The 24,552-nt window shown below is 70.2% G+C and carries 22 protein-coding genes and 2 pseudogenes; 9 read left to right on the forward strand and 15 right to left on the reverse strand.

Annotated features, from left to right (window positions below):
- Positions 1 to 11 precede the first annotated feature (11 nt).
- The 5 genes and pseudogenes from ACIBBB_RS34535 to ACIBBB_RS34555 form a co-directional block, all read right to left on the reverse strand.
- The gene (locus ACIBBB_RS34535) at positions 12 to 620 is read right to left on the reverse strand and encodes a hypothetical protein (RefSeq protein ID WP_398989139.1); all 609 of its coding nucleotides are present in this window, start codon (positions 618 to 620) and stop codon (positions 12 to 14) included.
- Positions 607 to 2,211, reverse strand: coding sequence for an extracellular solute-binding protein (locus tag ACIBBB_RS34540; RefSeq protein WP_398989141.1), 1,605 nt, complete (start codon positions 2,209 to 2,211; stop codon positions 607 to 609). Before ACIBBB_RS34540 ends, ACIBBB_RS34535 begins: the two co-directional genes overlap by 14 nt.
- On the reverse strand, positions 2,208 to 3,431 hold the full coding sequence (locus ACIBBB_RS34545; RefSeq protein WP_398989143.1) for a toxic anion resistance protein: 1,224 nt from the start codon (positions 3,429 to 3,431) through the stop codon (positions 2,208 to 2,210). The genes ACIBBB_RS34540 and ACIBBB_RS34545 overlap by 4 nt, the downstream gene beginning before the upstream one ends.
- 14 nt (positions 3,432 to 3,445) lie before the next feature.
- Positions 3,446 to 4,549, reverse strand: a complete 1,104-nt coding sequence (locus tag ACIBBB_RS34550; RefSeq protein ID WP_398989145.1) for a hypothetical protein — start codon at positions 4,547 to 4,549, stop codon at positions 3,446 to 3,448.
- Between the two features lie 13 nt (positions 4,550 to 4,562).
- Positions 4,563 to 4,973 (reverse strand): annotated as a pseudogene (locus tag ACIBBB_RS34555) (hypothetical protein); the annotation flags it as partial.
- Between the two features lie 37 nt (positions 4,974 to 5,010).
- Here ACIBBB_RS34555 and ACIBBB_RS34560 point away from each other — a divergent pair.
- Together ACIBBB_RS34560 and ACIBBB_RS34565 are read left to right on the forward strand one after the other, a co-directional pair.
- Positions 5,011 to 5,205 (forward strand): annotated as a pseudogene (locus tag ACIBBB_RS34560) (protein-L-isoaspartate(D-aspartate) O-methyltransferase); the annotation flags it as partial.
- Positions 5,206 to 5,372: 167 nt separating this feature from the next.
- Positions 5,373 to 5,693, forward strand: coding sequence for a hypothetical protein (locus ACIBBB_RS34565; protein WP_398989147.1), 321 nt, complete (start codon positions 5,373 to 5,375; stop codon positions 5,691 to 5,693).
- 6 nt (positions 5,694 to 5,699) lie between these two features.
- On the opposite strand, the gene ACIBBB_RS34570 is transcribed toward ACIBBB_RS34565, so the two are convergent.
- The gene (locus ACIBBB_RS34570) at positions 5,700 to 6,077 is read right to left on the reverse strand and encodes a hypothetical protein (protein WP_398989149.1); all 378 of its coding nucleotides are present in this window, start codon (positions 6,075 to 6,077) and stop codon (positions 5,700 to 5,702) included.
- 80 nt (positions 6,078 to 6,157) lie between these two features.
- Positions 6,158 to 7,369 carry a pyridoxal phosphate-dependent aminotransferase gene (locus tag ACIBBB_RS34575; protein ID WP_398989151.1) on the reverse strand — a complete coding sequence of 404 codons (1,212 nt, stop codon included), beginning with the start codon at positions 7,367 to 7,369 and terminating at the stop codon, positions 6,158 to 6,160.
- 182 nt (positions 7,370 to 7,551) lie between these two features.
- Between ACIBBB_RS34575 and ACIBBB_RS34580 the strand changes: the two genes are divergently transcribed.
- On the forward strand, positions 7,552 to 9,198 hold the full coding sequence (locus ACIBBB_RS34580; protein ID WP_398989154.1) for a choice-of-anchor I family protein: 1,647 nt from the start codon (positions 7,552 to 7,554) through the stop codon (positions 9,196 to 9,198).
- Between the two features lie 18 nt (positions 9,199 to 9,216).
- Here the strand turns inward: ACIBBB_RS34580 and ACIBBB_RS34585 are convergent, their stop codons facing one another.
- Positions 9,217 to 10,077, reverse strand: coding sequence for a helix-turn-helix domain-containing protein (locus ACIBBB_RS34585; protein WP_398989156.1), 861 nt, complete (start codon positions 10,075 to 10,077; stop codon positions 9,217 to 9,219).
- 162 nt (positions 10,078 to 10,239) lie between these two features.
- On the opposite strand from ACIBBB_RS34585, the gene ACIBBB_RS34590 reads away from it, so the two are divergent.
- Complete coding sequence (locus ACIBBB_RS34590; RefSeq protein ID WP_398989158.1) at positions 10,240 to 10,587, forward strand: DoxX family protein; 348 nt, start codon at positions 10,240 to 10,242, stop codon at positions 10,585 to 10,587.
- 4 nt (positions 10,588 to 10,591) lie between these two features.
- Here ACIBBB_RS34590 and ACIBBB_RS34595 read toward each other — a convergent pair whose 3' ends face one another.
- A complete protein-coding gene (locus ACIBBB_RS34595) occupies positions 10,592 to 12,220 on the reverse strand; it encodes an amidohydrolase family protein (RefSeq protein WP_398989160.1) in 1,629 nt (542 codons plus the stop codon).
- Positions 12,221 to 12,230: 10 nt separating this feature from the next.
- Complete coding sequence (locus tag ACIBBB_RS34600) at positions 12,231 to 13,520, reverse strand: amino acid deaminase (protein ID WP_398989162.1); 1,290 nt, start codon at positions 13,518 to 13,520, stop codon at positions 12,231 to 12,233.
- 219 nt (positions 13,521 to 13,739) lie between these two features.
- Between ACIBBB_RS34600 and ACIBBB_RS34605 the strand changes: the two genes are divergently transcribed.
- The 5 genes from ACIBBB_RS34605 (at position 13,740) to ACIBBB_RS34625 (ending at position 18,995) form a co-directional block, all read left to right on the forward strand.
- Positions 13,740 to 14,756 (forward strand): sugar kinase, encoded by a 1,017-nt coding sequence (locus ACIBBB_RS34605; RefSeq protein ID WP_398989220.1) that lies wholly within the window; start codon positions 13,740 to 13,742, stop codon positions 14,754 to 14,756.
- Positions 14,753 to 15,541: an IclR family transcriptional regulator gene (locus ACIBBB_RS34610; protein ID WP_398989164.1), complete on the forward strand. Its 789-nt coding sequence runs from the start codon at positions 14,753 to 14,755 to the stop codon at positions 15,539 to 15,541. The genes ACIBBB_RS34605 and ACIBBB_RS34610 overlap by 4 nt, the downstream gene beginning before the upstream one ends.
- On the forward strand, positions 15,538 to 15,957 hold the full coding sequence (locus ACIBBB_RS34615; protein WP_398989167.1) for a RidA family protein: 420 nt from the start codon (positions 15,538 to 15,540) through the stop codon (positions 15,955 to 15,957). The genes ACIBBB_RS34610 and ACIBBB_RS34615 overlap by 4 nt, the downstream gene beginning before the upstream one ends.
- Before the next feature lie 125 nt (positions 15,958 to 16,082).
- The gene (locus tag ACIBBB_RS34620) at positions 16,083 to 17,561 is read left to right on the forward strand and encodes a GntP family permease (protein WP_398989169.1); all 1,479 of its coding nucleotides are present in this window, start codon (positions 16,083 to 16,085) and stop codon (positions 17,559 to 17,561) included.
- A 123-nt stretch (positions 17,562 to 17,684) separates the two neighbouring features.
- Positions 17,685 to 18,995 (forward strand): Nramp family divalent metal transporter, encoded by a 1,311-nt coding sequence (locus ACIBBB_RS34625; RefSeq protein ID WP_398989171.1) that lies wholly within the window; start codon positions 17,685 to 17,687, stop codon positions 18,993 to 18,995.
- Between the two features lie 87 nt (positions 18,996 to 19,082).
- Here ACIBBB_RS34625 and ACIBBB_RS34630 read toward each other — a convergent pair whose 3' ends face one another.
- The 5 genes from ACIBBB_RS34630 to ACIBBB_RS34650 all read right to left on the reverse strand — a co-directional run bounded on the left by ACIBBB_RS34630 (position 19,083) and on the right by ACIBBB_RS34650 (position 24,155).
- Positions 19,083 to 20,750 (reverse strand): chitinase, encoded by a 1,668-nt coding sequence (locus tag ACIBBB_RS34630; RefSeq protein WP_398989173.1) that lies wholly within the window; start codon positions 20,748 to 20,750, stop codon positions 19,083 to 19,085.
- Between the two features lie 253 nt (positions 20,751 to 21,003).
- Complete coding sequence (locus tag ACIBBB_RS34635) at positions 21,004 to 21,447, reverse strand: hypothetical protein (protein WP_398989175.1); 444 nt, start codon at positions 21,445 to 21,447, stop codon at positions 21,004 to 21,006.
- A gap of 66 nt (positions 21,448 to 21,513) precedes the next feature.
- Positions 21,514 to 21,936 carry a DUF3592 domain-containing protein gene (locus ACIBBB_RS34640; protein WP_398989177.1) on the reverse strand — a complete coding sequence of 141 codons (423 nt, stop codon included), beginning with the start codon at positions 21,934 to 21,936 and terminating at the stop codon, positions 21,514 to 21,516.
- Between the two features lie 10 nt (positions 21,937 to 21,946).
- Positions 21,947 to 22,597 (reverse strand): hypothetical protein, encoded by a 651-nt coding sequence (locus ACIBBB_RS34645; protein ID WP_398989179.1) that lies wholly within the window; start codon positions 22,595 to 22,597, stop codon positions 21,947 to 21,949.
- 25 nt (positions 22,598 to 22,622) lie between these two features.
- Positions 22,623 to 24,155 (reverse strand): hypothetical protein, encoded by a 1,533-nt coding sequence (locus tag ACIBBB_RS34650; RefSeq protein WP_398989181.1) that lies wholly within the window; start codon positions 24,153 to 24,155, stop codon positions 22,623 to 22,625.
- Between the last annotated feature and the right edge of the window lie 397 nt (positions 24,156 to 24,552).

Here is a 24,552-nt window from a genome sequence, read left to right on the forward strand (position 1 = left end):
GCCCCCGGTACTCAGGGAGCCTGGTGGCGTTCCTCCAGGTAGTGGGTGTGGGACTCCTGGCGGCGGGACTCCGCCTCGTGGATGCCGGCCGCCAGGGCGTGGGCCTCGGCGTGGAGGACTGTCAGCTGGCGTTCCAGATGGTGTTCCGGGGGTTCGGCGGACGGTTGGAGACGGCTCCACCAGCGGGTGCGGACGTAGGCGTCCACCGATTCCGGGATGTCCTGGCGGATCGCACGGGACAGGCTGTGCACCGCTTCCGGGTCGGTGATCAGGGCGTCGGCGACCCAGCCCGGGTCCAGCAGGGAAGTGATCAGCTCGTTCAGGTCGGTCAGCCGGGCGGCCGCCGGGGGCGGCAGGGAGACCTCGGTCAGATAGTCCGTGAGCGTGGCGAAGTCCCTTCGCAGCTCCTCCAGTTGCTCCGAGGGCTGGGCGAAGTCCGGTGCGTCCGGGCGGTCCGGTGGTGCGATGAGGGCGCCCGCGCCGTACAGTCCCGCGACCACCACGGGCCAGTAGGTGCCCGCCAGGCCGGTGAGGGTCAGGCCCAGGCCCGCCAGGCCGAAGACGCAGCCGGTCAGGTTCTTCCGGGATTCGACGTAGCGGAGGATTTTACTGGTAGCCACGGATCTCCTCGAAAGCGCCGTCCAGTGAGCCCTTGTTCGCGTCGAACAGCCGGCCGCCGGTCAGTGTCGCGATGTCCGTCAGCTCCCGCCGGTCGGAGTCGCCGAACAGAATGGGGAAGACCGGCGTCCGGCGCTGGCCGGCCGGGAGTGCCCGGTAGAAGGAGTCGAAGCCGGCCGCCGCGTCCCCGGCAGTGTTCTCGCCGTCCGTCATCAGGACGATGGACGTGAACGACGGGTCGGAGTTCCGAGGGGCGCCGATCACCTCGTACGCTTCTTTGAGACTGCTGTAGATCGCCGTATCACCCTGCGCGGAGAGCGCCGCGATGTCCGAGTCGAGCGCGGCGACGGCGGCCGAGGGGTCCCCGGGGTCGACGGTACGTGTACGGATCTGCTTCACCGCCGAACCGAACGGCATCAGCGTGACCTCCTCCCGCTCGCGGAAGTCGCCTGTCAGCTCGCCGAGCGCCGACTTCAGCCGGGCCAGCCTGGAGCCCTTCATCGAGCCGGAGGTGTCCAGGACGTACACCGTGCGCGAGGGGCGGCGCAGTTTGTTCTCGTACGCGTCGAGAAGGCCGTCGGCCACCGAACGCGAGCCGGGGAAGGGCAGTTCACGGCGGCCTTCCCGGCCGATGCCCTCGGCGGGCTTCACGGACGTGACCACGGGACGGCGCAACGTCAGGGTGGTGATGGCCTGTTGGGCCTCTGGGCCGCGCAGATACTCCGTCAGATCACGGCCCGCCTCGCGCGCTTCGTCGTCGGCGGAGGTAAGAAGGGTGAACGGGTAGTCGGCCGTCACCACCCCGTCCTTGGGGCGGATCACCGTGAGACGGGAGCCGGCGTCGCCGCCTTCGTCCCGGTTCAGGGACAGCAGCACCGACTCGTAGTTCACCATCGCGTCGACCGTGCCGCGCCGCTTGTACGCCGACGCCAGCCAGCCCGACGAGCCGGAGGTCAGCTCCTGGCCGGCGAAGAACTCCCTGAGCCTTGGTGTCGCCTCATTGATCTGGCCCTCGGTGAGCGCGGCCTGAGCGCCCGAGAGGCCGGAGGCGACCGAAACCAGCGCGGAGAAGCCCGAGTTGGACCGGACGGGGTCGGTCATCCCGTACGTCAGCTTCCCGTCGGCCACCGCCCGGTGCACCTGTGACCAGGTGACGGTGGACGGGTTCCAGCCGAGGCGCGACACGGTCGCCGCCTTGACGCCGAGCGCGACCGGCGAGGTCATCACCTGTGTCTCCGAGGAGATCTTCGAGCCGACCGCCGGGTCCAGCCGCAGATAGTCGTTGGACGACAGCCACACCGCGTCGTACGCCCCGTCCGCCTTCCCGGAGGAGATGAGTTCGGCCCCGTCGAGCGTGCCGACATACGTCGGACGCACCGTGATCCCGGTCGCCTCGCGGGCCGCGTCCAGGACCGGCTTCATGTCGGACAGTTCGCTGGAGGCCAGGACCCGCAGCGTGCGCGCGGGTCCCCGCTCCCCGGGTCCGGGGGAGGCGTCCCCGTCGTCGCCCTCGCCCCCGCCGGTGCAGCCCGTGCAGGCGATCAGCACGGTGACCACCGCGGCCCAGCAGGCCGCGCGCGTGCGGCGCCTCATCCGCGCCCCCCGTCGAGCACTCCCGGGCCGTCCGCCGAACGCGACCGCGCACGCTCCACGTACGCGCTCGCCGTCCGCAGTTCCGCCGTCAGGGACTCCACGGTCGCGGCCATCGACTCCGTCGCCTGGATCTTGTACGTGTCGATCGTCTCCAGCGTCCGGTAGATCTGCTGGAACGCCGCCCGCAGGGTCTCGGCCCCCACCGCCGGGTCGGCGGCGATGCGCTGGATCTCGCCGCTCTGCGTGGCGAGCATCTCGGCGTTCCCGCGGATCAGGTCCTCCGTCGTCGAACGCAACACGTCGACCTGCTCGGTCACCTTGCGCTGGTTCTCCAGCGCGGAGGCGAGCATGATCGCGATCCGCAGCGCGGACACGGTCGTGGTCGCGGCCCGGTCGACGCCCTTGATCAGTTCCTCGTTGTTCTTGCGGACGACGTCCATCGCCAGATATCCCTGGGCGCACACCGCGATCTGGGTGAGGAGATCCTGGTGCTTCTGCCGCACCGGGAACAGGACGTCGGCGCGCAGCGCGTCGGCGGCCTCGGGATCGGTCACTTGCGTCTCGGCGATCCGCTGCTCGATCGCGGCGTCGAGGGCCTCGGTGAGGACCACGTACTCCTGGAGTTTGCCCATGGTCTCCCACAGGCGCAGCCGCTCGGTGTGCAAGGCGGCGTTGTCGCGGCGCAGTTCGTCCTGGCCGCCACGGAGTGAGCCGACGATCCGGTTCAGCGTGTGCTGCGACGAGGCGTACTTGGCGACATGGTCGCGGAGCTTGCTGCCGCCCGGCAGCCTGGAGAGCAGCTTGCGCGCACCACGCCCCGGTCCGGTGTCCCGCGGGTCCAAGTCCTCGACCGTGCGCCGCAGTTCGACCAGCGACGACGAGACGCGGCCCTGCGCGTTCTCCCCGTCGCTCGCGAGCGAGCGCACGGTGCGGTCCAGCATCCGGTTGGACTGCTGGGCGGCGCCGCGGATGTCGCTCGCCCCCAGGGCGTCGATCTCATGGATCCGGGCGCCGAACTCGGGCGAGCGCGCGTCCAGTCCGGCCAGCGACCCCACGTACTCGGCGGCCCGCCGGGCCATCTCCTCCCGTACGGAGTTGTCGACCGGGACAAGTCCGGCCGCCTGCTCCGAGGGGACCGGGGGCACCGGCTCCGGCGGGGTCAGGATCAGGGCGGGAGCGGCGTCGGCGCCTTTGCCCGGGTGGGGTGTGTCGGTGCTCATCTGATCGTCCCCCGTCATGAGCGGGCCCGCTCGGCCATCCTGTGCAGGACCTGGGAGGTCGGCACAGGCGCCTGTCGGACCCCGGTCAGTGTCTGGTTGAGGTAGTCGGTGTGGGCGGCCGTCGCGCCGGTGAACTCGCCGGCCGCGCCCTGCGGGCGGAAGCCGTGCCGGACCGCGAGTTCGCGCAACCGCTTGTCGGTGGCGAGTACGTCGCCCAGCTCCCGGCCGTCCTCGTTGAGTGGTACGACGGTGTGGTCGCTGGAGACCGTGGTGTCCGGGTAGAGCACCACCAGATCCCCGACGTCCTGCTTCTGGAGCAGCAACGAGGCCACCTGCGACTCGTACACCAGCACCAGCGGATTGCCGACGCCGCTGATGAAGTCGCGGAACGGCGCGTCCGAGCTCGTCTGCTGCGCGCCCTGGACGGCGGTCAGCTTCTTGAGGAGCGGAGCCGTACGGTTCACGGCCGCGTCGTCGGTGACGACCCGGCCGCCGTCGGCGACGTACGACGCCGCCGCGAGATACAGCGCGCCCGAGTTGGACTGGACGGGGTCGGTGCTGGTGATGAAGACGGTGCCGGTCAACTCGGCGTGCGCGGCGGACCCCTTGAGCTGCTGCCATGTCCTGTCGGAGCGGGCGGCGGCCAGATACGGGCCCATCCGCAGCGTTCCGCCGGCTTTGCCGTCGAGGGTGGCCAGGCCGTTGTCCGCGAGGACCTTGGCGGCCGGACGGTGGGCCACGACGACCAGCGGCGAGTAGAAGGGCCGGATCGGCGCGCTCGTGATCTTCGACTTCTTCCGCAGCTCGTCGGCCGGGGCGTTGGACGAGGGGAAGGCGAAGTCGAAGCCGTCGAGGGGCAGTTCCTCCATCGCCCAGGAGCCGGACGTCTCCGACTTCACGGTGAATCCCCGGGCAGCCAGGGCTCTCACCACCTCGGGGTCGGCGAAGAACTCCGCCTTCTCCGAACCGATCACTCCGCGCACGGTCTTCGTTGCCGGGCCCGGGTCCTTGCTCTCTCGGCCTGCGACGACGGTTGCTGCCACTCCGCCGATCAGCAGCACCGCCAGGACGATGCCTACGATGCGTTTCACATGCGCAGCGTGCTCCCGGAAACCCACATTCCGCGCCGCGTCAGGTGGACTGGAGGTGAAGGGGCCGTCCCGTTAAGGAACAGGGCGGGGTAATCCACGGCTTTGGCCGGGGTACGCGGGCGCTTTCGAAGAGATCTTCGCTCGGGTCTGGACCGGCGTGCTGCTCGACAGCCTTGATGATGGACCACGCCGGTCCCTCGATCCCGAACACCGTCACGTCCACAAGGCCGGCGTCGCGCAATTCATCGGCGAGTTCTTCGGCGCGGTGGAAGTACGCCAGGGTGAAGCCGCGCTTGCCGTCGTGAACAGCCGTGCGGAGGATCGCGGAGGTCGCCGTCTGCATCCGCTCGGCATGCAGGTGTGCGTAGGCGGTGTGCTCGAAGAGCGAGGAATACCTGTTGATCGCCCCGGCAGTCACGAGCCCGCCAGGCCGCGCCACACGCACCGCTTCGCACGGGCTCGGTGACGGCAGCGTGACATCCGTCGAGGTGGACGCCGATGTCTCGGCTCGCGCCGGGACGGCGCTCGGGGGACTCGGGTACTGGCCCGACCTGGTGGTGGGTGACGGGCTGGCCGGGCATCCGGCGGGCGCGCCGTACGAGGAGGGGGTGGTCGCCGCCTGCGGGGTGCGTACGGTGCCGTACGAGTGGATCGCGCAGACCCGGCCCGGCGGTGAGGTGCTGGTCACGGTCCGCGGCTGGATGAACGCCTCGGAACTCGTACGCCTGACCGTGGCGGAGGACGGCACGGCGAGTGGTCCCGTACTGGGCGGGCGCGTCTCCTTCATGCTCGCGCGGCCCCATCAGCCGCCTCCGCTGGGGGTGTTGCCCGATTCGACGCGGCCGACGCGGTGCCGACGGACATCGGCGGGGATGTGCTGGACGACTGGACCGCCCGCTTCGTCGCGCAGTTCGCCGCCCCGCGGGCGCAGTTGTTCACGTTGTCGCGCGACGGCCGGGACGAGCGTGTGCTCATCGATGTGGCCGCCGGTGCGTGGGCGGTGCTGTGTGTCGAGGACGGGCGGTGGGTGGTCCGCCAGGGCGGGCCCGGATCCGTACGGCTCTGGGACACAGTGGCAGTCGAGATCACCCGATGGCGGGACGCCGGCCGGCCGGGCGCGGGGCGGCTGATGCTGTGGGTGGGGGTGGGTGGGCAGCGGGTTTGTTGGTGAGCGAGGTCAGTGGGTGAGGGGCTCCGGGGTGCGAAGCGCCGCCGTGTGGGCGTCCATTCGGTTGGCCGCGAGGATTGCCGCCGCTGTGTCGGCGCGGGAGGCCGCGACCACCAGGGCGCGGCCCGCCAACGCCAGTGCGCGGCGGTGCAGTTCGGCCGTGTCGGCGTTGGGGCGCGGGGCGCGGATCGGTGCGGCGCCCCGCAGCCTGGTCACCTGTTCGGCGATCAGCCCTGCCGAGTGGTCGAGCCCGAGGTCGTCGGTGACGGCCAGCAGCGCCGCGAGATGCCCGGCGAGCTGGATGTCCAGCTCCTCCTCGCGGGTGCGGTGCGGGAAATCGGTGTCGGCCATCGAGTGGACCGACTTGGTGCGGATCGGCTCATACATGGGGGATGGCCTCCTGGCGTCGTCAGGAAGCCATCCTACATTGGAATCAGTCTAAAGTTGAGTCGAGTCGAGCCCTGGCTCTACGGCTGCGAGTAACCGTCCAGGAAGTTCCCGATCCGGGTCACCGCGTCCGCCAGCTCCGGCGCCGCCGGAAGCGTCACGATCCGGAAGTGATCGGGCTCCGGCCAGTTGAAGCCGGTCCCGTGCACGACCATGATCTTCTCGCGTTGCAGCAGGTCGAGGACCATCTGCCGGTCGTCCTTGATCTTGAAGACCTTCGGATCGAGCCGGGGGAAGAGATAGAGCGCGCCCTTCGGCTTGACGCAGGTGACGCCCGGGATCCGAGTCAGCAGGTCGTACGCCGTGTTCCGCTGCTCCAGGATGCGTCCGCCCGGCAGGACGAGGTCCTGGATCGACTGCCGCCCGCCCAGCGCCGTCGCCACCGCGTGCTGCGAGGGCATGTTCGCGCACAGCCGCATGTTCGCCAGGATCGTCAGGCCCTCGATGTACGAGGTCGCGTGCGTCTTCGGTCCGCAGACCGCCAGCCAGCCGGAGCGGAAGCCGGCGACGCGGTAGTTCTTCGACAGGCCGTTGAAGGTGAGGGTCAGCAGGTCGGGCGCGAGGGCGGCCGTCGGGGTGTGGGTCGCGCCGTCGTACAGGATCCGGTCGTAGATCTCGTCCGAGCAGACGATCAGGCTGTGCCTGCGCGCGATCTCGGTGAGCCCGAGGAGCATCTCGTCGCTGTAGACGGCGCCGGTGGGGTTGTTCGGGTTGATGATCACGATCGCCTTGGTGCGGTCGGTGATCTTGCGCTCGACATCGGCCAGGTCCGGCATCCACTCCGCCTGCTCGTCGCAGCGGTAGTGCACGGCCGTGCCGCCGGCCAGGGAGACGGACGCGGTCCACAGCGGATAGTCCGGCGCCGGTACGAGGACCTCGTCCCCGTCGTCGAGCAGTGCCTGCATCGACATCTGGATCAGCTCGGACACGCCGTTGCCGAGGTAGATGTCCTCGACGTCGAGCTCGATGTTCTTGGTCTGGTAATGCTGCATCACGGCGCGCCGCGCGGAGAGCAGCCCCTTCGCGTCGCCGTACCCGTGCGCGCCGCCGAGGTTGCGGAGGACGTCCTCCAGGATCTCGGGCGGGCACTCGAAGCCGAAGGCCGCCGGGTTCCCGGTGTTGAGCTTGAGGATGCGGTGGCCTGCTGCCTCCAGCCGCATCGCCTCGTCGAGGACGGGACCCCGGATCTCGTAACAGACATTGGCGAGCTTGGTTGACTGGATGACCTGCATGACGGCGAGCTTACGACCGGGTAACGCGGGGCGCCTGGTGTTTTTGACCACGTCGGTCCGCACTGTGAGACGGGCGGTCCCGGGGCCGGGCCCCGGGCCCCGCATTTTGTTGAGGCAGTGTTCACCGGAGAAGCCCGGACAGTTCACCCGGGCAGCGGAGGTCCACACAACGCTGAGCCCTCATGAAGAAGCGCAGCACACTCCTTGCCCTGGCCACCGTCACGGCCATGGCCGCCACCACCGCTCTGCTGCCGTCGGCGCAGGCCACCGGCTCGCACGGGGGCGGCCACGGACACGGGAAGCCCGGCCATCAGGGCGGCACGCTCGACCTGACCCTGCTCGGCCGCTACGAGAGCGGCAAGTTCGACGAGGGCGGCGCGGAGATCACCGCGTACGACTCCGGGACCCGCAAGGTCTTCACGATCAACGCGGAGGCCGGCACCGTCGACATTCTCGACATCCGGAACCCCGCCGAGCCCCGCAGGACGGGTCAGCTCGTGACCCCCGGCGCCAACAGCGTGACCGTCCACGACGGGCTGGTCGCCGTCGCCCAGGAGGCCGGGACCAAGACCGACCGCGGCACGGTCTCGTTCTTCCGCGCCTCCGACGGCCACAAGCTGAAAGAGGTACGGGTCGGCGCCCTCCCCGACATGGTGACGTTCACCCCGAAGGGTGACCGCGTCGTCGTCGCGAACGAGGGCGAGCCCGACTCGTACTGCGCGCCGGGCGGCACCGAGCCCGCCGGGACCGACCCCGTCGGCTCGGTCAGCGTCATCGACCTGGACAGGGGCCGCGGTCCGGGCGGCGAGCTGCGCCGCGCCACCGCGCGCACGGCCGGTTTCGAGAAGTGGGACCGCAGGAAGAAGGAGCTGACCCGTGACGGCGTCCTGATCTACGGCCCGAACGCCTCCGTCAGCCAGGACATCGAGCCCGAGTACGTGGCCGTGTCGAAGGACGGCCGCACCGCCTGGGTCACCCTCCAGGAGAACAACGCGCTCGCGCTCGTCGATCTGAGCCGCGCCGAGGTCGAGAAGATCGTCCCGCTCGGTGAGAAGGACCACTCCGAGCGCGGCAACGGCCTGGACGCCTCCGACCAGGACGGCGTCAACATCCGCACCTGGCCGGTCAAGGGCCTCTACAAGCCCGACGGGATCCACGCCTTCAGCGCGCGCGGCGAGGAGTACACGGTCAGCGCCAACGAGGGCGACGCCCGCGAGTGGGACTGCTTCGCCGAGGAGGTACGGGTCAAGGACGTCGAGCTGAACCCGAAGGCGTTCCCGGACGCCGCCGCGCTCCAGGAGGACGCCGCGCTCGGCCGCCTCAACATCACCAGCACCTCGCCCAAGGACAGCCAGGGCCGGGTCACCGAGCTGAACTCGCTGGGCGGCCGTTCGATCTCCGTACGCGACGAGCGCGGCCGGCTCGTCTGGGACTCCGGCGACGACCTGGAGCGGCTGACGGCGAAGGCGTTCCCGGAGAACTTCAACACCGACAACGCCGAGAACGACCCCGACAGCCGCAGCGACAGCAAGGGCCCCGAGCCGGAGGGCATCACCACGGGATCGGTGCACGGCACGACGTACGCCTTCGCCGGCCTGGAGCGGCCCGGCGGCATCGCGGCGTACGACCTGAGCGACCCGCGCCGCCCGAAGGCCGCCGGATACGTCAACTCCCGTGATTTCGCGGGCGACCCGGAGGCCGGTACGGCGGGGGACCTCGGACCGGAGGGCGTGCTCTTCGTCCCGGCGAAGGACAGCCCGACCGGTGACGCGCTGCTGGTCGTCGGCAACGAGATCAGCGGTACGACGTCGATCTACCGGGTCCGCTGAGCGGCCGAAGGCGACAGATCACCCGGCGACGGCGCGCAGCGCGCCCGGCCTGCGGCCCGCGAGCGTGTCCAGCGCCGCGGCTGTGGTTTCGTCGGCCGGCAGATGGACGACGAGACGGAAACCCTCACCCTCGGGGAGCTCCAGGGTCTCGTCCGCCAGCCGTAGCTCACCCGCACCGGGGTGCGTCAGCCGACGCACCCCGGTGTGCTCGGGCGCGCGCAGGGGCTGCTTCCACCGTTCGGTGAACCCGGCGCCCGCCAGCAGGGTCAGCTCCTCGACGAGCGCGATCAGGTCCGGGTCGTCCGGCAGGGAGTCGATCCTGATCCGGGCGATCTGATCGTCCGCGGTGCGTTCCCATTCCGGGTACGCGGCGCGGGCCCGGGGATCGGTGAACACATACCGCGGCAGGCTCGGCACGGGCGGGTCCAGCAGGCCCAAGGGGCCGAAGAGCCGCTCGTAACCGCCGGTGCGGGCGACCACCTCGCCCAGCCGGTTCAGCAACACGGCCGGCGCGGGCTCCAGCTGGTCGAGCAGGGCCCGCAGCGTGGGCCGCACCTCCCGGTCCGGCGGACGGGTCGTGCCGAGGCAGAGCTTGAGGGACCCGTTCGTCACCTTCATGACGTGCATCAGCTCGCCGCGCGCCTCGGTGGACAGCCGCAGCGCGTCGGCGAGCGCGGCCAGGATCTCCGGGGAGGGGTGGCGGTCGCGTCCCTGCTCCAGCCGGGCGAGGTATTCGACGCTGATCCCGGCGAGCATCGCCAGCTCCGACCTGCGCAGGCCGGGTGTACGGCGGCGGCTGCCGGCGGGCAGCCCCACATCGGCGGGGGTCACGCTCTCGCGTCGCGTCCGGAGGAACCGGCCAAGCTCACTGTCGCTCACACCGGGCAATGTACGCCCGCGCGCGGGCGGGATCGTAGCCCTCGCGCTACCAGCCTGGGCCCGGCCTTCCTCCCGGCCGCCGGTACGCACAGGGTGGGGCACCGGACACCGGACCCGCGTCCGGTTCACCCCCACCCCCGTACGTCTTCCGAGAGGCCCTCCGTGTTCATCGCCTATGCCGTCGTCGGCATCCTGCTCGCCGCCGCGCTCAGTGGCTCGGCGTTCGCCATGGGAACCCGTCACGAGAAGATCGTCACCTCGATGGCGAAGCTCGGCGTGCCGGACTCCTGGCTGCCCCGGCTCGCCTCCCTCAAGGCGGCGGGCGCGCTGGGGCTGCTCGTCGGCCTGTGGGTGCCGTTCCTCGGAGCTGCGGCGGCGGTCGGCGTCGTCCTGTACTTCGCCGGCGCCGTGATCTACCACGTCAGGGCGAAGGACTACGCGATCGCCCCGCCCGTGGTCTTCGTCGTCCTGGCCGTCGCCGCGCTGATCCTGCGGATCGCCACCGCGTAGGGCCTCACGCTGTACGCCGTACCGAACGCCCCGCCAGGACGTCCGTACGCCGGCCGTCCTCGATCACGAAGCGGCCGTCGATCAGTACGTGCGGGATGCCCACCGGGAGGGTGCGCGGCGCGGCGAAGGTCGAGCCCGCCGCCACCGTCCCCGGGTCGAAGAGCACCAGGTCCGCGCGGTAGCCCTCGCGGACCAGGCCCCGGTCACCGAGGCGCAGTCGGGCCGCCGGGCGTGAGGTCAGATGGGCCACGCACTCCTCCAGCGACAGGACGCCCAACTCCCTCACGTACCGGCCGAGATACTGCGGGAACGTGCCGTACGCGCGCGGATGCGGCTTCGCGCCCTGGAGGATGCCGTCGCTGCCGCCCGTGTGCACACGGTGGCGCATGATCTCCCGCACGTTCTCCTCGTGCCCGACGTGCTGGAGGATCGTCGAGCCGAGCCGGTCGTCGATCAGCAGCCTGCGGGCGGTCAGCCAGCCGCTCTCGCCGCGCAGCCGCGCGGTCTCGGCGATCGTCCGGCCGACATGCGCCGTGAGGGCCGGGTCCGAGACGCCGGAGATCTCGATGGTGTCCCACTCGATGGGCACCCCGTGGCAGCCGTCCGCGCCGATCTCCTCCATGTGGTGCCGGATCTTCTCCGCCGTCGACGCGTCCCGCAGCCGCTCCAGGATCGCGTCCTGGCCGCCCGCGCTCGCCCAACTGGGCAGCATCGCCACGAGCGTCGTACAGCCCGGGGTGTAGGGATAGGTGTCGAGCGAGATGTCCGCGCCGCCGTCGAGCGCCTTGTCCAGCAGGGCGATCAGATCGGGTGCCTTGCCCTTGTTCACGCCGAAGTTCATGGTGGCGTGGGCGAGATGGAGCGCGCAGCCGGCGGTCCGCGTGAGGTCGACCATCTCCTCGTACGCGCGCAGGGCGCCCGCGCCGTAACTGCGGTGGTGCGGGCAGTAGTAGCCGTCGTAGCGGGCCACCACCCGGCACAGCTCGGTGAGTTCGGCGTCGTCCGCGTACATGCCGGGGGTGTACGTCAGCCCCGAGGACATGCCGACGGCGCCCTGCTCCAGGGACTCGGCGACCAACTGGCGCATCCGGTCCAGCTCGGCGGCGGTCGCGGGACGGTCGTCCTGGCCGACCGCGTACATCCGGACCGTGCCCTGCGGTACGAGGTAGGCCGCGTTGACGGCGATGCCCCGGCCGTCGAAGCCGCGGTCGAGCCGGTCCAGGTACTCGCCGACCGATCGCCAGTCGAAGTCGACCGACGTGTCCCCGGGCGCGCCGCCGTTCCAGCCGGTGATCGCCCTGCGGACCTCGGCGAGCGTGGCGTCGTCGACGGGGGCGTACGACAGCCCGTCCTGACCGATCACCTCCAGGGTCACGCCCTGCGCGGCCTTCGCCGAGTGGTCGGGGTCGCGCAGCAGCGCGAGATCGCTGTGCGCGTGCATGTCGATGAAGCCGGGGGCGAGGGCGAGGCCGTCGGCGTCCAGGACCCGGGCCCCGGAGAGCCGGGGACCGGCGCCGGTGGCCGGGGCGGGCCGGATCTCGGCGATCCGGCCGTCGCTCACGCCGACGTCCGCCCGGTAGGAGTCCTGACCCGTGCCGTCGACGACAGTCACGTCCCGTATGACGAGGTCCATGGCGCGGCTCCTAGAAGAACGTACGGATGAAGTCGGTGACCGTGCCGTCCGCGTCGGCCAGCGGGATCAGCTGCCACTTGTCGAACGATGTGCACGGATGCGAGAGGCCGAAGCCCACCCAGTCGCCGACCTCGATCACCGCGTCGGGAGACGTGTGCAGCTTGCCGTGCTGGTCGGACAGGCCGGTGACGGTGATGCCGCGCGCCGGACGGATCTCGCCGGTGCGCGCGTCGCGCACCACCTGCGCCTCCGGCAGGTCGAGGTCGTACGCCGCGTCCCGCTTGCCCGCGTTGACGAACGCCTGCTCGGACGACGGGCGCGAGATCACCTGGGCCCAGAGCCGGAAGGCCGGCTGGAGCGCGCCCTCGGCCGGGATCCGGTTGAAGGGGGTCAGCCGCTTGTAGTGGCCGTCGTCGTGCGAGACGTACGCGCCGGAGCGCAGCAGTTTCAGTACGGGGCGGGACAGCACCGGGATCTCGGCGAAGACGTCCGCGACCGCGTCGAACCACGCGCTGCCGCCCGCGCTCACCACGATTTCGTCCACCGTCCCGGAGAACCGGCCCGCCGCGTCGAAGTCGGCGGCCAGGGCGGTCAGCCGGCGCAGCCACGCGCGCACGGTGTCGTTGTCGGCCTGCGGCACCTCGCCCTCGTACCCGGCGACGCCGACCAGCCGCAGCGTGTCGGTGCCCGCCACGGCGTCGGCGACCCGCGCGCACTCCGCCTCCTTACGGACACCGGTCCGCGCGCCCTCGCCCGCGCCCAGCTCCACGACGACGTCCACGGGGCGCGAGCCGCCCGCCTCCCGCAGCGCCTCGTCCATCAGCTCCACGCCGCGCACGGAGTCGACGTAACAGATGAAGCGGAAGCCGGGGTCGCCGTCCAGCTCGGCGGAGAGCCAGCGCAGCGCGACCGCGTCGACGACCTCGTTGGCGAGGAAGATCCGCCGGATGCCGAACGCCCGGTAGACGCGCACCTGGTGGGGGAGCGCGGCGGTGATTCCCCAGGCGCCGTAGTCGAGTTGGCGCGCGAAGAGCTGCGGGGACATCGACGTCTTGCCGTGCGGGGCGAACGCGAGGCCGTGGCGCTCGGAGTACGTCTCCAGGAGCGCGAGGTTGTGGGTGAGGGACTCGGCGGAGAGGGCGAGCACCGGGGTGGTGAAGCCGCCGGTGAAGAGGGAGCGGCGCTGGGCGGCCAGCTCGGCGACGGTGAGGCCGTCGGCGTCGGGCGGCAGCCCTTTGAAGCGGTGGTCGAGACGCTCGTTCCTCAGATGGTCTTCGCCGAGTCGTCCGTCGACCGCCATAGGGCACTCCTCCATCAATCCCGTTGCAACATGTGCAACGCCCATTGCGTATAACGCTTGACGCTGTCTAACATCCGAGCCGTCGCCGGGTCAATGATGAGCCCAGGCGGCCCCGGCCGACAGATGAGCGAGGAGCCCCGAGTGCCCGCAACGGTAGAAGCGGACCCGACCAGGCCCGGCGGGCCCGAGGCCACCGAGGTCGTCTGCCTCGGCGAGTCCATGGTCACCTTCCTGCCCTCGCGCCCCGGCCGCCTCGCGGACGTCCCCGCCTTCACCCGTACCATCGGCGGCGCCGAGTCCAACGTCGCCTGCGCGCTCGCCTCGGCCGGACACCGGGTGAAGTGGATCAGCCGCGTCGGTCCGGACGGCTTCGGCGACCATCTCGTGGAGGCGATCGGCGCGTACGGCGTCGACACCTCCGGCGTACGCCGCGACACCGAAGGCCGCCCGACCGGCATCTACTTCCGTACGGCCACGGACCGTTCCACCACCGCCCACGAGGTCGCCTACTACCGGGCCGGATCGGCCGCGTCCGCGATGTCCCCGGCGACCATGGGTCGCGGGGACCTGTGGTCCGGCCGCGTCCTGCACCTGTCCGGCATCACGGCCGCGCTCTCCGACGACTGCCTCGCCCTGATGCGCGAGCTGGCCGAACGCCGGGCGGGCCGCCCGCTGCTCTCCTTCGACGTCAACCACCGGCCCGCCCTCTGGCGCGACGGCTCGGGTCCGCGCTCCGCCTCCCGAGTGCTGCTCGGCCTCGCGCGCGGCGCCGACCTCGTTTTCGTCGGCGACGACGAGGCCGCGCAGCTCTGGGACCTGCGGGGCCCGGAGGCGATCCGCGAGGCGCTGCCCGAGCCGGCGATCCTGGTGGTGAAGGCCGGCGCGGACGGCGCGACCGCGTTCGTACGGGACGGAGAGACCGACACCGTCACCTCCGTACCCGCGCTGGCCGTCGACGTCGTGGCGCCCGTCGGCGCCGGCGACGCGTTCGCCGCCGGCTTCCTCTCCGCGACCCTCCGGGAACTGCCGGCCGGGGCCCGGCTGCGCCACGGCCATCTGATGGCCGCCGCCGTCCTCACCGACGCGGGCGACGTCTGCGTCCCGCCCGCCCGCGCGCACGCCGACCGCCTCGCCGCACTGGACGACGCCGCGTGGGGGGCGCTGCGCCTCGGTCCCGGCTGGACGTCCGATGCCGCCGACGAGGCGACGCGGCAGGAAGCGGCAGCCACCTCATGAGCCAGACCGTCGACCGCGCGCTGAGCATCCTGCCGCTGCTCGCCCAGGGACCTGCCGACCTCGGACAGGTCGCCGAGCGGCTCGGCGTGCACAAGTCCACCGCCCTGCGGCTGCTCCGCACCCTGCGTGAACACGGGCTCGTCTACCGCCAGCAGGACCAGCGCTACCGCCTCGGCGCCCGGCTCTTCGCCCTCGCGCAGGAGGCCGTCGAGAGCCTGGACGTACGCGAGATCGCCCACCCGCACCTGGTGGCGCTCGGCGAACAGTGCGGCCACACCGTCCATCTCGCCGTCATAGAGGACAGCGAAGTCCTCTACATCGACAAGGTCGAGAGCCGCTACCCGGTCAGGATGTACTCCCGGATCGGCAAGCCGGTCGCCGTCACCGTCGCGGCCGTCGCCAAACTGCTCATCGCCGACCTGTCCGAAGCCGAACGCCGCGCACTCGCCGAGCGGCTCGACTTCCCCCTGTACACCCCCCGTTCGACACCGAACGCCGCCGCCTTCCTCAAGGAGTTGGCGACCGTACGCGAACAGGGGTGGGCCACCGACCTCGGTGGTCACGAGGAGTCCATCAACTGCATCGGGGCCCCGGTCCGCGGTGCGGACGGCCGGGTCGTCGCCGCCATGTCGGTCTCCGCGCCGAACGTCGTCGTCACCGCCGATGAACTCCTCGCCCTGCTCCCGCTGTTGCGCCGTACCGCCGACGCGATCAGCCGCGAGTACTCGGGAAACGCGCACCATCCGGCACCCGCAACCCCCGCTCTTCAGAAAGAGATCCCATGAGCGACCAGACCGCGAAGACCGCAGTCGTCCCCGCCACGCACGCCGCGCCGCCGGCCAAGTTCTCCCACGGCGTCCGCAAGGGCAACATCCTCCAGGTGGCCGGTCAGGTCGGCTTCCTCCCGGCCGTCCCGGGCGAGGCCCCGACCGTCGCCGGACCGAGCTTGCGCGAACAGACGCTCCAGACCCTCGCCAACGTCAAGTCGGTGCTGGAGGCGGGCGGCGCGAGCTGGGACGACGTGATGATGGTGCGCGTCTACCTCACGGACGTCGCGCACTTCGCCGAGATGAACGAGATCTACGACACCTACTTCGAGGAGCAGAACCTCAAGGACGCGCCGGCCGCCCGTACGACCGTGTACGTCGGCCTGCCCGCCGGGCTGCTCATCGAGATCGACGCGCTGGCCGTACTCGGCTGATCCGGCCCCGTACCCCGGCCGTCACCCGCTCCACCGCACGGCGCGGCGCCCGTTCCCCGGAAAAACCGCGGGCGCCGTGCCGCGTTCCCCCCTGCTCTGATGCACGAAACAAGAGGTCCCCCCTCATGCTCCACGCAGCCGACGCACCCCCCGCCCCCGAGGCTCCGCCCCACACCGGCGGACTGCTCCTCCTCATAGACGGGACGGCCGGTCTGCTGACCGTCGCCGTCCTCGGCATCGTTCTCCTCCTCGTCCTGATCATCAAGGTCAGGCTCCAGCCGTTCGTCGCCCTCCTCGGCGTCTCCATAGCCGTCGGCCTCGCCGCCGGACTGTCCGTGACCGAACTCTTCGGCACGGTCCAGAAATCGGCCGCCGTCTCGATGATCGAGTCCGGCATGGGCGGCATCCTCGGCCATGTCGCGATCATCATCGGCCTCGGCACGATGCTCGGCGCGATCCTGGAAGTGTCGGGCGGCGCCGAGGTGTTGAGCACCCGCCTGCTCAACCTCTTCGGCGAGAAGCGCGCCCCGCTCGCCATGGGCGTCACCGGTGTCGTCTTCGGTATCCCCGTCTTCTTCGACGTCGGCATCTTCGTCCTCGCCCCGATCGTGTACGCGGCGGCCAAGCGCTCCGGCAAATCGATCGTGCTGTACGCGATGCCGCTGCTCGCCGGACTCTCCATGACCCACGCGTTCCTGCCCCCGCACCCGGGACCCGTCGCCGCCGCCGGTCTCTTCGACGTCGACCTCGGCTGGGTCATCCTGATGGGCGTCGTCGTCGGTGTCCCGGCCGTGCTCGCCGCCTGGGTCTACGCGGCGTGGATCGGGAAGCGTCTCTTCGTCGACGTACCGCAGGACATGGTCGAGGCCGCGGCCGAGGCCAAGGAGGCCGTCGCCGCCGAGCAGCGGGCGTCGGGCGTCACCCCGCCCGAGAAGCCGGTCGCGCTCGGCACGGTGCTCGCGATCATCGGTACCCCGCTGCTCCTCATCCTGCTCGCGACGTTCTCCTCCATCGCGCTGGATCCCAGCACGCTCCGGTCGGTCGTCGAGTTCTTCGGCCACCCCTTCGTGGCGCTGACGATCGCGCTGGTGCTCGCGTACTACCTGCTCGGCATCCGGCGCGGCTGGTCGCGGAAGTCGCTGGAGACCGTCTCGACCGCGTCTCTCAAGCCGGTGGGCAACATCCTGCTGGTGGTCGGCGCGGGCGGCGTCTTCGGAGCCGTACTGAAGGGCAGCGGCATCGCCGACGCGCTCGCCGACACCTTCAACGACGTCGGCCTGCCGGTCATCGTGCTGGCGTGGCTGATCTCGGTCGTGCTGCGCGTGGCCCAGGGCTCGGCGACGGTCGCGATCGTCACCACGGCCGGCATCGTCGTACCGCTGGTCGAGGGCCAGTCCATGTCGCAGGCCCATCTCGCCCTGATCATCATGGCGATCTCGGCGGGCTCGATCTTCGCCTCGCACGTCAACGACGGTGGGTTCTGGATGGTGTCCAAGTACTTCGGCATCTCCGAGCGCGACACCCTGAAGTCGTGGACGGTGCTGGAGACGGTCCTGTCGGTGGCCGGATTCGTCGTCGCCGCCCTGCTCAGCCTGGTCATTTAGGCGCTCACCCACCCGTTCCGGGCGGCTGAATCGGAACCGAGACCGCCGACCCTCTTGCGCGATCTTCGGCGTCCCGCTTTGGTGACCCGAGTCACTTACGGGGACGAGTGTGGAGGTCGACGCATGGCAGATATCACCGACAGCGGTACGGCTGCGAGCAAATCGGGCCCGCGCAAGTCGAGTTGGAGGTACATCGGCCCCGGCATCGTCGTGGCCGCGACGGGTGTCGGCGCCGGCGACCTGGTCGCCACGCTCATCGCGGGCAGCAAGTTCGGCTACACGCTGCTCTGGGCGGCCATCATCGGCTGCGTCGTCAAGATCTCCCTCGCCGAGGCGGCCGGCCGGTGGCATCTCGCCACCGGCCGCACGCTGTTCGAGGGCTGGCGCAGCCTCGGCCAGTGGACCACCGTCTACTTCGCGGTGTACGTGGTCATCTGGGGCTTCGTGTACGGCGCGACCGCCATGTCGTCGAGCGCCCTGCCGATGGTCGCGCTCTTCCCGGACGGTCCGGGCCTGAAGACCTGGGCGATCATCTTCGGGCTGCTGGGGCTGCTCTTCGTCTGGTTCAACCGGTATCTGGTCTTCGAGAAGTTCATGACCGTCGTCATCGGCATGAAGTTCCTGATCGTCGTGTACGTCGCGATACGCGTCGCGCCCGACCTCGGGGCGGCCTTCGCGGGGCTCGCCCCCGTACTCCCCGACGGTTCGCTGCTGTACACCCTCGGCCTGATCGGCGGGGTCGGCGGCACGATCACGATGGCCGCGTACGGCTACTGGGTCAACGCCAAGGGCTGGACCAACACCAGCTGGATGAAGGTGATGCGGATCGACAACCGCGTCGCCTACATCACCACCGGCGTCTTCGTCGTCGCGATGCTGATCATCGGCGCCGAGCTGCTGCACTCCTCGCACATCGCGCTCACCTCCGGCGACCGCGGCCTCATCGATCTCGGGAAGATCCTGGAGGACCGCTTCGGCACGGTGACGGCCAAGCTCTTCCTGATCGGCTTCTTCGCCACCTCGTTCGGCGCGCTGGTCGGTGTGTGGCACGGTGTGAGCCTGATGTTCGCGGACTTCGTGGAGCGCTTCCAGCGCGAGCGCAGGACCGGTGCGGCGGTCGGCGAGGGGACGGTCGAGGAGGTCGCCTCGGGCGCGCGCGAGCGGTCGGTGCCGTTCCGGGCGTATCTGCTCTGGCTGACCTTCCCGCCGATCGGACTGCTCTTCCTGGACCAGCCGTTCGGCCTGGTCGTGGTCTACGGCGTGCTGGGCGCGTTCTTCATGCCGTTCCTGGCGCTCACTCTGCTGTGGCTGCTCAACTCCTCGCGTACGCCCGCGGAGTGGCGCAACGGCGTCGTGAGCAACGTGATGCTGGCGGCGGGCGGGCTGCTGTTCATCATCCTGTGCGTGCAGCAGGTGCGGGACCTGCCCTGGTGATCCGCGCGTGAGAACACACGGTGGCGCCGTCGGAGTCCGACGGCGCCACCGGTCTGTGGGGGGTGGTTCGTGGGTGCCTCGGTGCGGTTACGGGAGGGCGTGGACGTGCGGGCCGACCGCGTTGGACCAGGCGTTGCCGGCCGTCGCGTCCCAGTTGGTGGACCAGGTCATCGCGCCGCGCAGAGCCGGATAGGTCCTGGACGGCTTGAAGTTCCCGCAGTTGGTGCCGCGCGTCAGGCAGTTGAGGGCGTTGTTGACGATGGTCGGGGAGACGTAACCGCTGCCCGCGCCACGGGTCGAGGCGGGGACTCCGATGCCGACCTGGGAGGCGTCGAGGCCGCCTTCGAGCTGGATGCAGGCGAGGGCGGTGAGGAAGTCGACGGAGCCCTGGGAGTAGACCTGTCCGTCGCAGCCGAGCATCGAACCGCTGTTGTAGTACTGCATGTTGACCACGGTGAGGATGTCCTTCACGGCCAGCGCGGTCTTGAAGTACTCGGTGCCGGTGTTCTGCATGTCGATGGTCTGCGGTGCCATGGTGATCACGAGCTTGGAGCCGGCCTTGGCCGACAGCTGCCGCAACGCCTTCGTCAGATAGGTGGAGTTGATGCCGTGTTCGAGGTCGATGTCGACGCCGCTGAAGCCGTACTCCTGCATCAGGGCGTAGGCGCTGTTGGCGAACGCCGTGGCGGAGGCGTCGCTGTTGATCGTGACGTTGCCCTTCTCGCCGCCCACCGAGATGATCACGGACTTGCCGGCGGCCTTCTTCGCGGCGACGTCGGACGTGAACTCGGCGACTGAGGAGTAGCCGACGGCCGGGTCGAGGTTGAAGACGATCTGGCCGGGCGAGGTGGTCGAGTCGGCGAACGACACGGCGATGATGTCGTACTGCGCCTGTACGTCCCTGAGCTTCTGGACGGCCGCGCCGTTGTTGAAGTTCTGCCAGTACCCGGTCAGCGCGTGCCTCGGCACGGCGGGGCCGCCCGGGTCGCCGCCGCCGGGAGAGGTCCGGCCGCTCACGGCGGCCGACTTCGCGGACTCACCGGCCGCGTTGGTCGCGGACACCTGGAACTGGTACGAGGTGGCTGCCGCCAGTCCGGTCACGGTCGCCGAGGTGCCGCTCGCCGTCTGGACCTTGGTGCCGTCGCGGTAGATGTTGTACCCGGTCGCGCCGGACACCGCGTTCCAGCTCAGCGCCACCGAGGACGTGGTCACGGCCCCGACGCCGAGCCCGGCGGGAGTGGCCGGGGCCTGTGGGTCGGGATCCGGGTCGCTGCCTCCGCCGCCGTCCGGCCCGAAGACGGAGACGTCGTCGACGAGGTAGGGGCTCTGCCCGTACCAGCCGTGCGTGTAGACGGTGACCGCACGCGTCGACGCGCCGGTCCTGAAGGTCGTGGTGAGCTGCTTCCAGCCGCTCTCGCCGGGCGTCCACGTCGACACGTCGGTCGTCCCGGTGCCGCCGGCTCCGAGGTACGCGTACCCGCCCTGCACCCAGGCGCTCAGCGTGTAGGTCGAGTTGGGCTGCACGGCCACGGACTGCGAACACCGCGCGTTGTCCTGCCCGGCGGGCGTCCCCCGCAGCGCGGCGGCCCCGGACCGCACGGGAGATCCCACGACGGCCCCGCTCCCGCCGGAACAGGACCAGTTGGCGAGCCCGGACTCGAAGCCGGCGTTCTTGGCGACATTGATGTCGGCGGCCTGGGCGACACCGCCCATCCCCCCCACGCTCAGGGCCCCGGCGGCCAGCACGGCCACCATCCCGCCCAGCCAACTCCTCGCCCGCCCACGCGAATGCTCTCGCCGGCCGCCGGATCCGGGTCTGCGTCTGCCGTCGGGTACACGTTCCACTTGATGCCTCCGCTGGGGGTGTCGGTATGGAGGAGTGAGTCGGGAACGGTGGCCACCGCTGGCGGTAAAAATGGTCCAGACCATTCAAGTTGTCAATACCTCTGACACACGAAGCGACCCCTGGCACGAATACCGGTACCGACGAGCGAAGGCGTCGATCGGGTCAGTCGTCCTGGAGCCGTTCCGCCGCGTAGCCCGACACCACGCCCACCACCAGGACCGCGTTCGACATGAGGATGCCCTCGGCCTCCAGGTCCTGCCACTGCATCACCATGTTCAGCGCCTGCGCTGCGAGCCCCACGGTGAAGACCGCCAGCACGTGCTGCGGCTTCGAGTCGCGGAAAGGTTCGCGGTGGGAGCGGCCCGCCGCCCAGGTGGCCAGGGCTATGCAGACCGCGTTGGGGAGATGGATCAGCATCAGTCTGCCGTTGAAGGTCTCCAGGTTCTCCGTGGTGGCCAGGTGGTCGTTGACCAGCGTGGTCTGCAGGTACTCCGTCACCAGCAGGACGACGATGCCGGCCGCCCAGGCGCGTGCGAGCGCGAACACCGCCGCTCCGCGTCCTTCATCCCGTGGGGCCGACGCCCCCGGGTAGCCGTACCTGGTCATGGCAAACCGCCTCCGTCAGTACTCGTGTTCGTGGGTCCGGAGGCGGGAACCTGAATCCCGCGCTGCTCAGACCACCGTGAGAAGAAAAACCGCCGCGAAGCCGGCCGCCGCCAGCCCGCAGCCCGCCACCAGCACCCCGTACTGGAGCACCGGCGACCAGTGGCCGCGGCCCGCGACCGTCGCCGTGCGTTCCGGGGCCGCCGGGTCGTACGCCACCGTGACCGGGTCGCCCACCCGTACCGACCGGCTCGCCAGATCCTCGAACTCGATCTGGCGCCCGTCCGGCGTGCGGAACGCGAAGAAGTGCTGCCGCGCGTCCGATCGGTTGTACGGCTCCTGCTCGATCCGTACGCAGGTGCCCTCCGCCCGGCCACCCGCGCGCAGCGCCCGCGTCACCGTCAGCAGGCGACGCGCGTAGTGCGTGGCCAGCCAGCCGAAAAGCAGGATCATGCCCCCGAAGAAGAGGAAGTCTCCGCCCGGAACATCCATCGTCTACCGCCTACTTGACCGTGATCGAGTCGATGATCTTCTTGAGGTCGCCCTTGCTGAGCTTCCCCTTCACCGCGTCGATCCGCACCGCGTACGTCTTGTCGTCGGCGTCGAGGCCCGCGACGATCACGCCGGCCACCCGTGTACCCGCCTTCGGGTCGAGCGTCCCGCCCGGGGTCCCCGCCCCGGAGCCGGCGCCCGAGTCCTTCTGGGTGAATTCGAAGTTGATCCGACGGGCCTCTTCGTCGCCGTCCGGGCCGGAGACGTTGATCTCCTCCTGCTTCCCGAGCGTCGAGCCGAGCGCGACCCCCGCCTCGGCGCCGATCGCCGCCTCCTCCACCGAGTCGGCGTCCGTGAAGTCGAGCTGCACGGTGATCATGCCGATGGTCCCGCTCTCGTCGGAGAGCGTCGCCGCGGCCGCGTTGTACTTGCTGCGCTCACCCGCGCTCTGCGCCTCGAAGGCGGGCGGGTGCGCCACCGTGACCGCCGGGGTCTTGAGCGTGCCCCAGCCCTCCGGCACCGCACCGCTGCTCGCCTCCGAGCCGCACCCTGCCGCGAGCAGGAGCGTCGCCAGTGCGGCGGTCGCGGTCGCGGACGCGGACGCGTAACCCGTGCGTCCGGCCGTTCTCTTCTTCTCGTTCTTGCCGGTCATGGCTCTCATGGCGAGTGTGCTCCTGTCCCCGAGATCAGTTCGCACAGTAGCTGTACGGGACATAGCTGCGGTTGTTCCCCTGTGGCGCACCCAGGAACTGCGCGTCGTTGAGGTTCTCCTCCTTCTTCTCGGTGGAGACCGAGAAGCCGAAGCTCAGCCCCAGGTTCAGCTCGAATCCGTACTCCGCGGCCTCCGTCTGCCCGGTGTACGTGTTCTTGCTGGAGAGGCCCTCGTCGAAGAGGAGCTGGCCGAACGGGTCGTCCGCGCCGGGCCGCTTCGTCGGTGCGTGGTCGTCGAACATGTAGGCGAACGGTGCCCCGTTGTCGCCGGTGCCGTCGAGCCACTTCTGGGCTGTCGCACGCTGCTTGGCACCCTCGGCGCCCGGCTTGAGGACGATGGAGTTGGTGACGACCTCGATACCGGTCTCGTTCTCGGTGCCCTTGGCGCTGCCGCTGCCGCCGCGCTTGTCGTCGTCCTTCTTGCCGTTGTCGCCGCCGACCGTGACGCCGTCCTTCGTGGCGCCCTTCTCGACGGTGCGGGTCATGTCGATCCGCAGCAGCTCACCGGTCGTCTTGTCGTGGCTGACGGTGATGGTGCCGGTCTGTGTGTTGGTCGCGCTCGACTCGCCGCTGATGGGCCCGGCCTCGTAGCCGACCTTGCCCGTGTACTCGATGGCGGCGCTGTACGTGTACGACTTGAGGTTCCGGTAGTTGTTGTCGGTCCACGTCACCTCGGGCGAGAACTTGAAGCTGCCGCCGAGCGTCGCGCTGAGCTTCTTCTCGTCGCCCGCGGAGAGCTTCATACCGCCGGCGGCGCTGGCCTCCAGGCCCACCTTGCCGTAGCTGATGTGCCGGTCGCCGAGCTTCTCGTCGATGCGCTTTCGGAGCTGCTCCTCCTCGTACATCGGGCCGCTGTTGAAGAAGTACGCGATGCTGTTGCCGAGCCCGCCGCCACGCGAGTTGGCGTGCCGGTTGGCCAGCTCGTACGTCTTCAGGTCCTCGATGTCCTCGCGGAACTTCGCCGCGTCCTCCTCGCTGTCGAAGACCCAGGTGTCCCCGTTGGTCACCTTGATCCCGGCACCGAGCTCCACCTTGTCCGAGCCGAACTTCCCGACCTTGGCGCCCGGCTTCCAGTCCTTCTTGGCGGCGATGGACGCGGCGTCGGTGAAGGTCATCATCACCTGCTGGTCCTTGTCGTCGACCTTGCCGTCCTTGTTCACGTCGTTCTTGGACTGGAAGGTCTGCTGCTGGAAGCCGTACTCCTCGCCCCACTCGATGAACAGCAACTTGCCCTTGGCACCGGCCTTGTCGCTGATCGAGGAGATCTGGCAGAGCGGCGGCTCGTAGTCGGCGTCGGTCTTCGGCGCGGACTGGCTCTGCTTCCCGTTGCCGGGGGTGCACGGCCCGAACGTGACCAGGCACTTCAGCTGTTCGGCGATGGTCCCGTCAACTCCGGTGCCCACCATGGCTCCCGCGACGGCCGCGACCACCACGACCATGCCCACGTACTCGGTGGCCGAGGTGCCGCGGTCGCCCCGTGGTCGTCCGCGTACCAGTTCCCGTCTCATCCGACCGTCCCCCTCGGTGGCCGTACACCTTCGTGTGTACGAATCGAATCGGAGCGTACGGAGGGCCCGGCACCTGTGGCGTGGGTCCGTGGACCCAACTCGGACCCAAAGCGCCCCAGTTGCCTGGTGGGTGCATCTCGGGTCGGCTAGTTTCGAGATCAAATGAAACCTGGGTTAACGCCTGACTGCTTCGCCCGATTTTGGTGGTGCGTGCCGTGAGAGCGCCGTACCACTGGCATCGGTGAGGTGTTCTCTGTGCCCAAAGTCGCGGATAAAGTGCTGAGCGGCAGTCGAAGCCGACGGAGTACGAGCAGGACCGCCGGACCAGTACCACCGAACCAGGACTACCGAACACCGAGCAGCAGTCCGCAGCAGGAGAGAGAACCGCGGCCGCCGA

This window comes from Streptomyces sp. NPDC051217 (assembly GCF_044455465.1).
GTDB lineage: Bacteria > Actinomycetota > Actinomycetes > Streptomycetales > Streptomycetaceae > Streptomyces.

What these genes read in the sequence shown, in the direction of transcription:
- ACIBBB_RS34540 (WP_398989141.1), bottom strand. Translation starts at nt 2,211, where the DNA reads ATGAGGCGCCGCACGCGCGCGGCCTGCTGGGCCGCGGTGGTCACCGTG.
- ACIBBB_RS34545 (WP_398989143.1), bottom strand. Translation starts at nt 3,431, where the DNA reads ATGAGCACCGACACACCCCACCCGGGCAAAGGCGCCGACGCCGCTCCC.
- ACIBBB_RS34570 (WP_398989149.1), bottom strand. Translation starts at nt 6,077, where the DNA reads ATGTATGAGCCGATCCGCACCAAGTCGGTCCACTCGATGGCCGACACC.
- ACIBBB_RS34575 (WP_398989151.1), bottom strand. Translation starts at nt 7,369, where the DNA reads ATGCAGGTCATCCAGTCAACCAAGCTCGCCAATGTCTGTTACGAGATC.
- ACIBBB_RS34580 (WP_398989154.1), top strand. Translation starts at nt 7,552, where the DNA reads ATGAAGAAGCGCAGCACACTCCTTGCCCTGGCCACCGTCACGGCCATG.
- ACIBBB_RS34595 (WP_398989160.1), bottom strand. Translation starts at nt 12,220, where the DNA reads ATGGACCTCGTCATACGGGACGTGACTGTCGTCGACGGCACGGGTCAG.
- ACIBBB_RS34600 (WP_398989162.1), bottom strand. Translation starts at nt 13,520, where the DNA reads ATGGCGGTCGACGGACGACTCGGCGAAGACCATCTGAGGAACGAGCGT.
- ACIBBB_RS34605 (WP_398989220.1), top strand. Translation starts at nt 13,740, where the DNA reads ATGGTCACCTTCCTGCCCTCGCGCCCCGGCCGCCTCGCGGACGTCCCC.
- ACIBBB_RS34610 (WP_398989164.1), top strand. Translation starts at nt 14,753, where the DNA reads ATGAGCCAGACCGTCGACCGCGCGCTGAGCATCCTGCCGCTGCTCGCC.
- ACIBBB_RS34615 (WP_398989167.1), top strand. Translation starts at nt 15,538, where the DNA reads ATGAGCGACCAGACCGCGAAGACCGCAGTCGTCCCCGCCACGCACGCC.
- ACIBBB_RS34620 (WP_398989169.1), top strand. Translation starts at nt 16,083, where the DNA reads ATGCTCCACGCAGCCGACGCACCCCCCGCCCCCGAGGCTCCGCCCCAC.
- ACIBBB_RS34625 (WP_398989171.1), top strand. Translation starts at nt 17,685, where the DNA reads ATGGCAGATATCACCGACAGCGGTACGGCTGCGAGCAAATCGGGCCCG.
- ACIBBB_RS34630 (WP_398989173.1), bottom strand. Translation starts at nt 20,750, where the DNA reads ATGGTGGCCGTGCTGGCCGCCGGGGCCCTGAGCGTGGGGGGGATGGGC.
- ACIBBB_RS34635 (WP_398989175.1), bottom strand. Translation starts at nt 21,447, where the DNA reads ATGACCAGGTACGGCTACCCGGGGGCGTCGGCCCCACGGGATGAAGGA.
- ACIBBB_RS34640 (WP_398989177.1), bottom strand. Translation starts at nt 21,936, where the DNA reads ATGGATGTTCCGGGCGGAGACTTCCTCTTCTTCGGGGGCATGATCCTG.
- ACIBBB_RS34645 (WP_398989179.1), bottom strand. Translation starts at nt 22,597, where the DNA reads ATGAGAGCCATGACCGGCAAGAACGAGAAGAAGAGAACGGCCGGACGC.
- ACIBBB_RS34650 (WP_398989181.1), bottom strand. Translation starts at nt 24,155, where the DNA reads ATGAGACGGGAACTGGTACGCGGACGACCACGGGGCGACCGCGGCACC.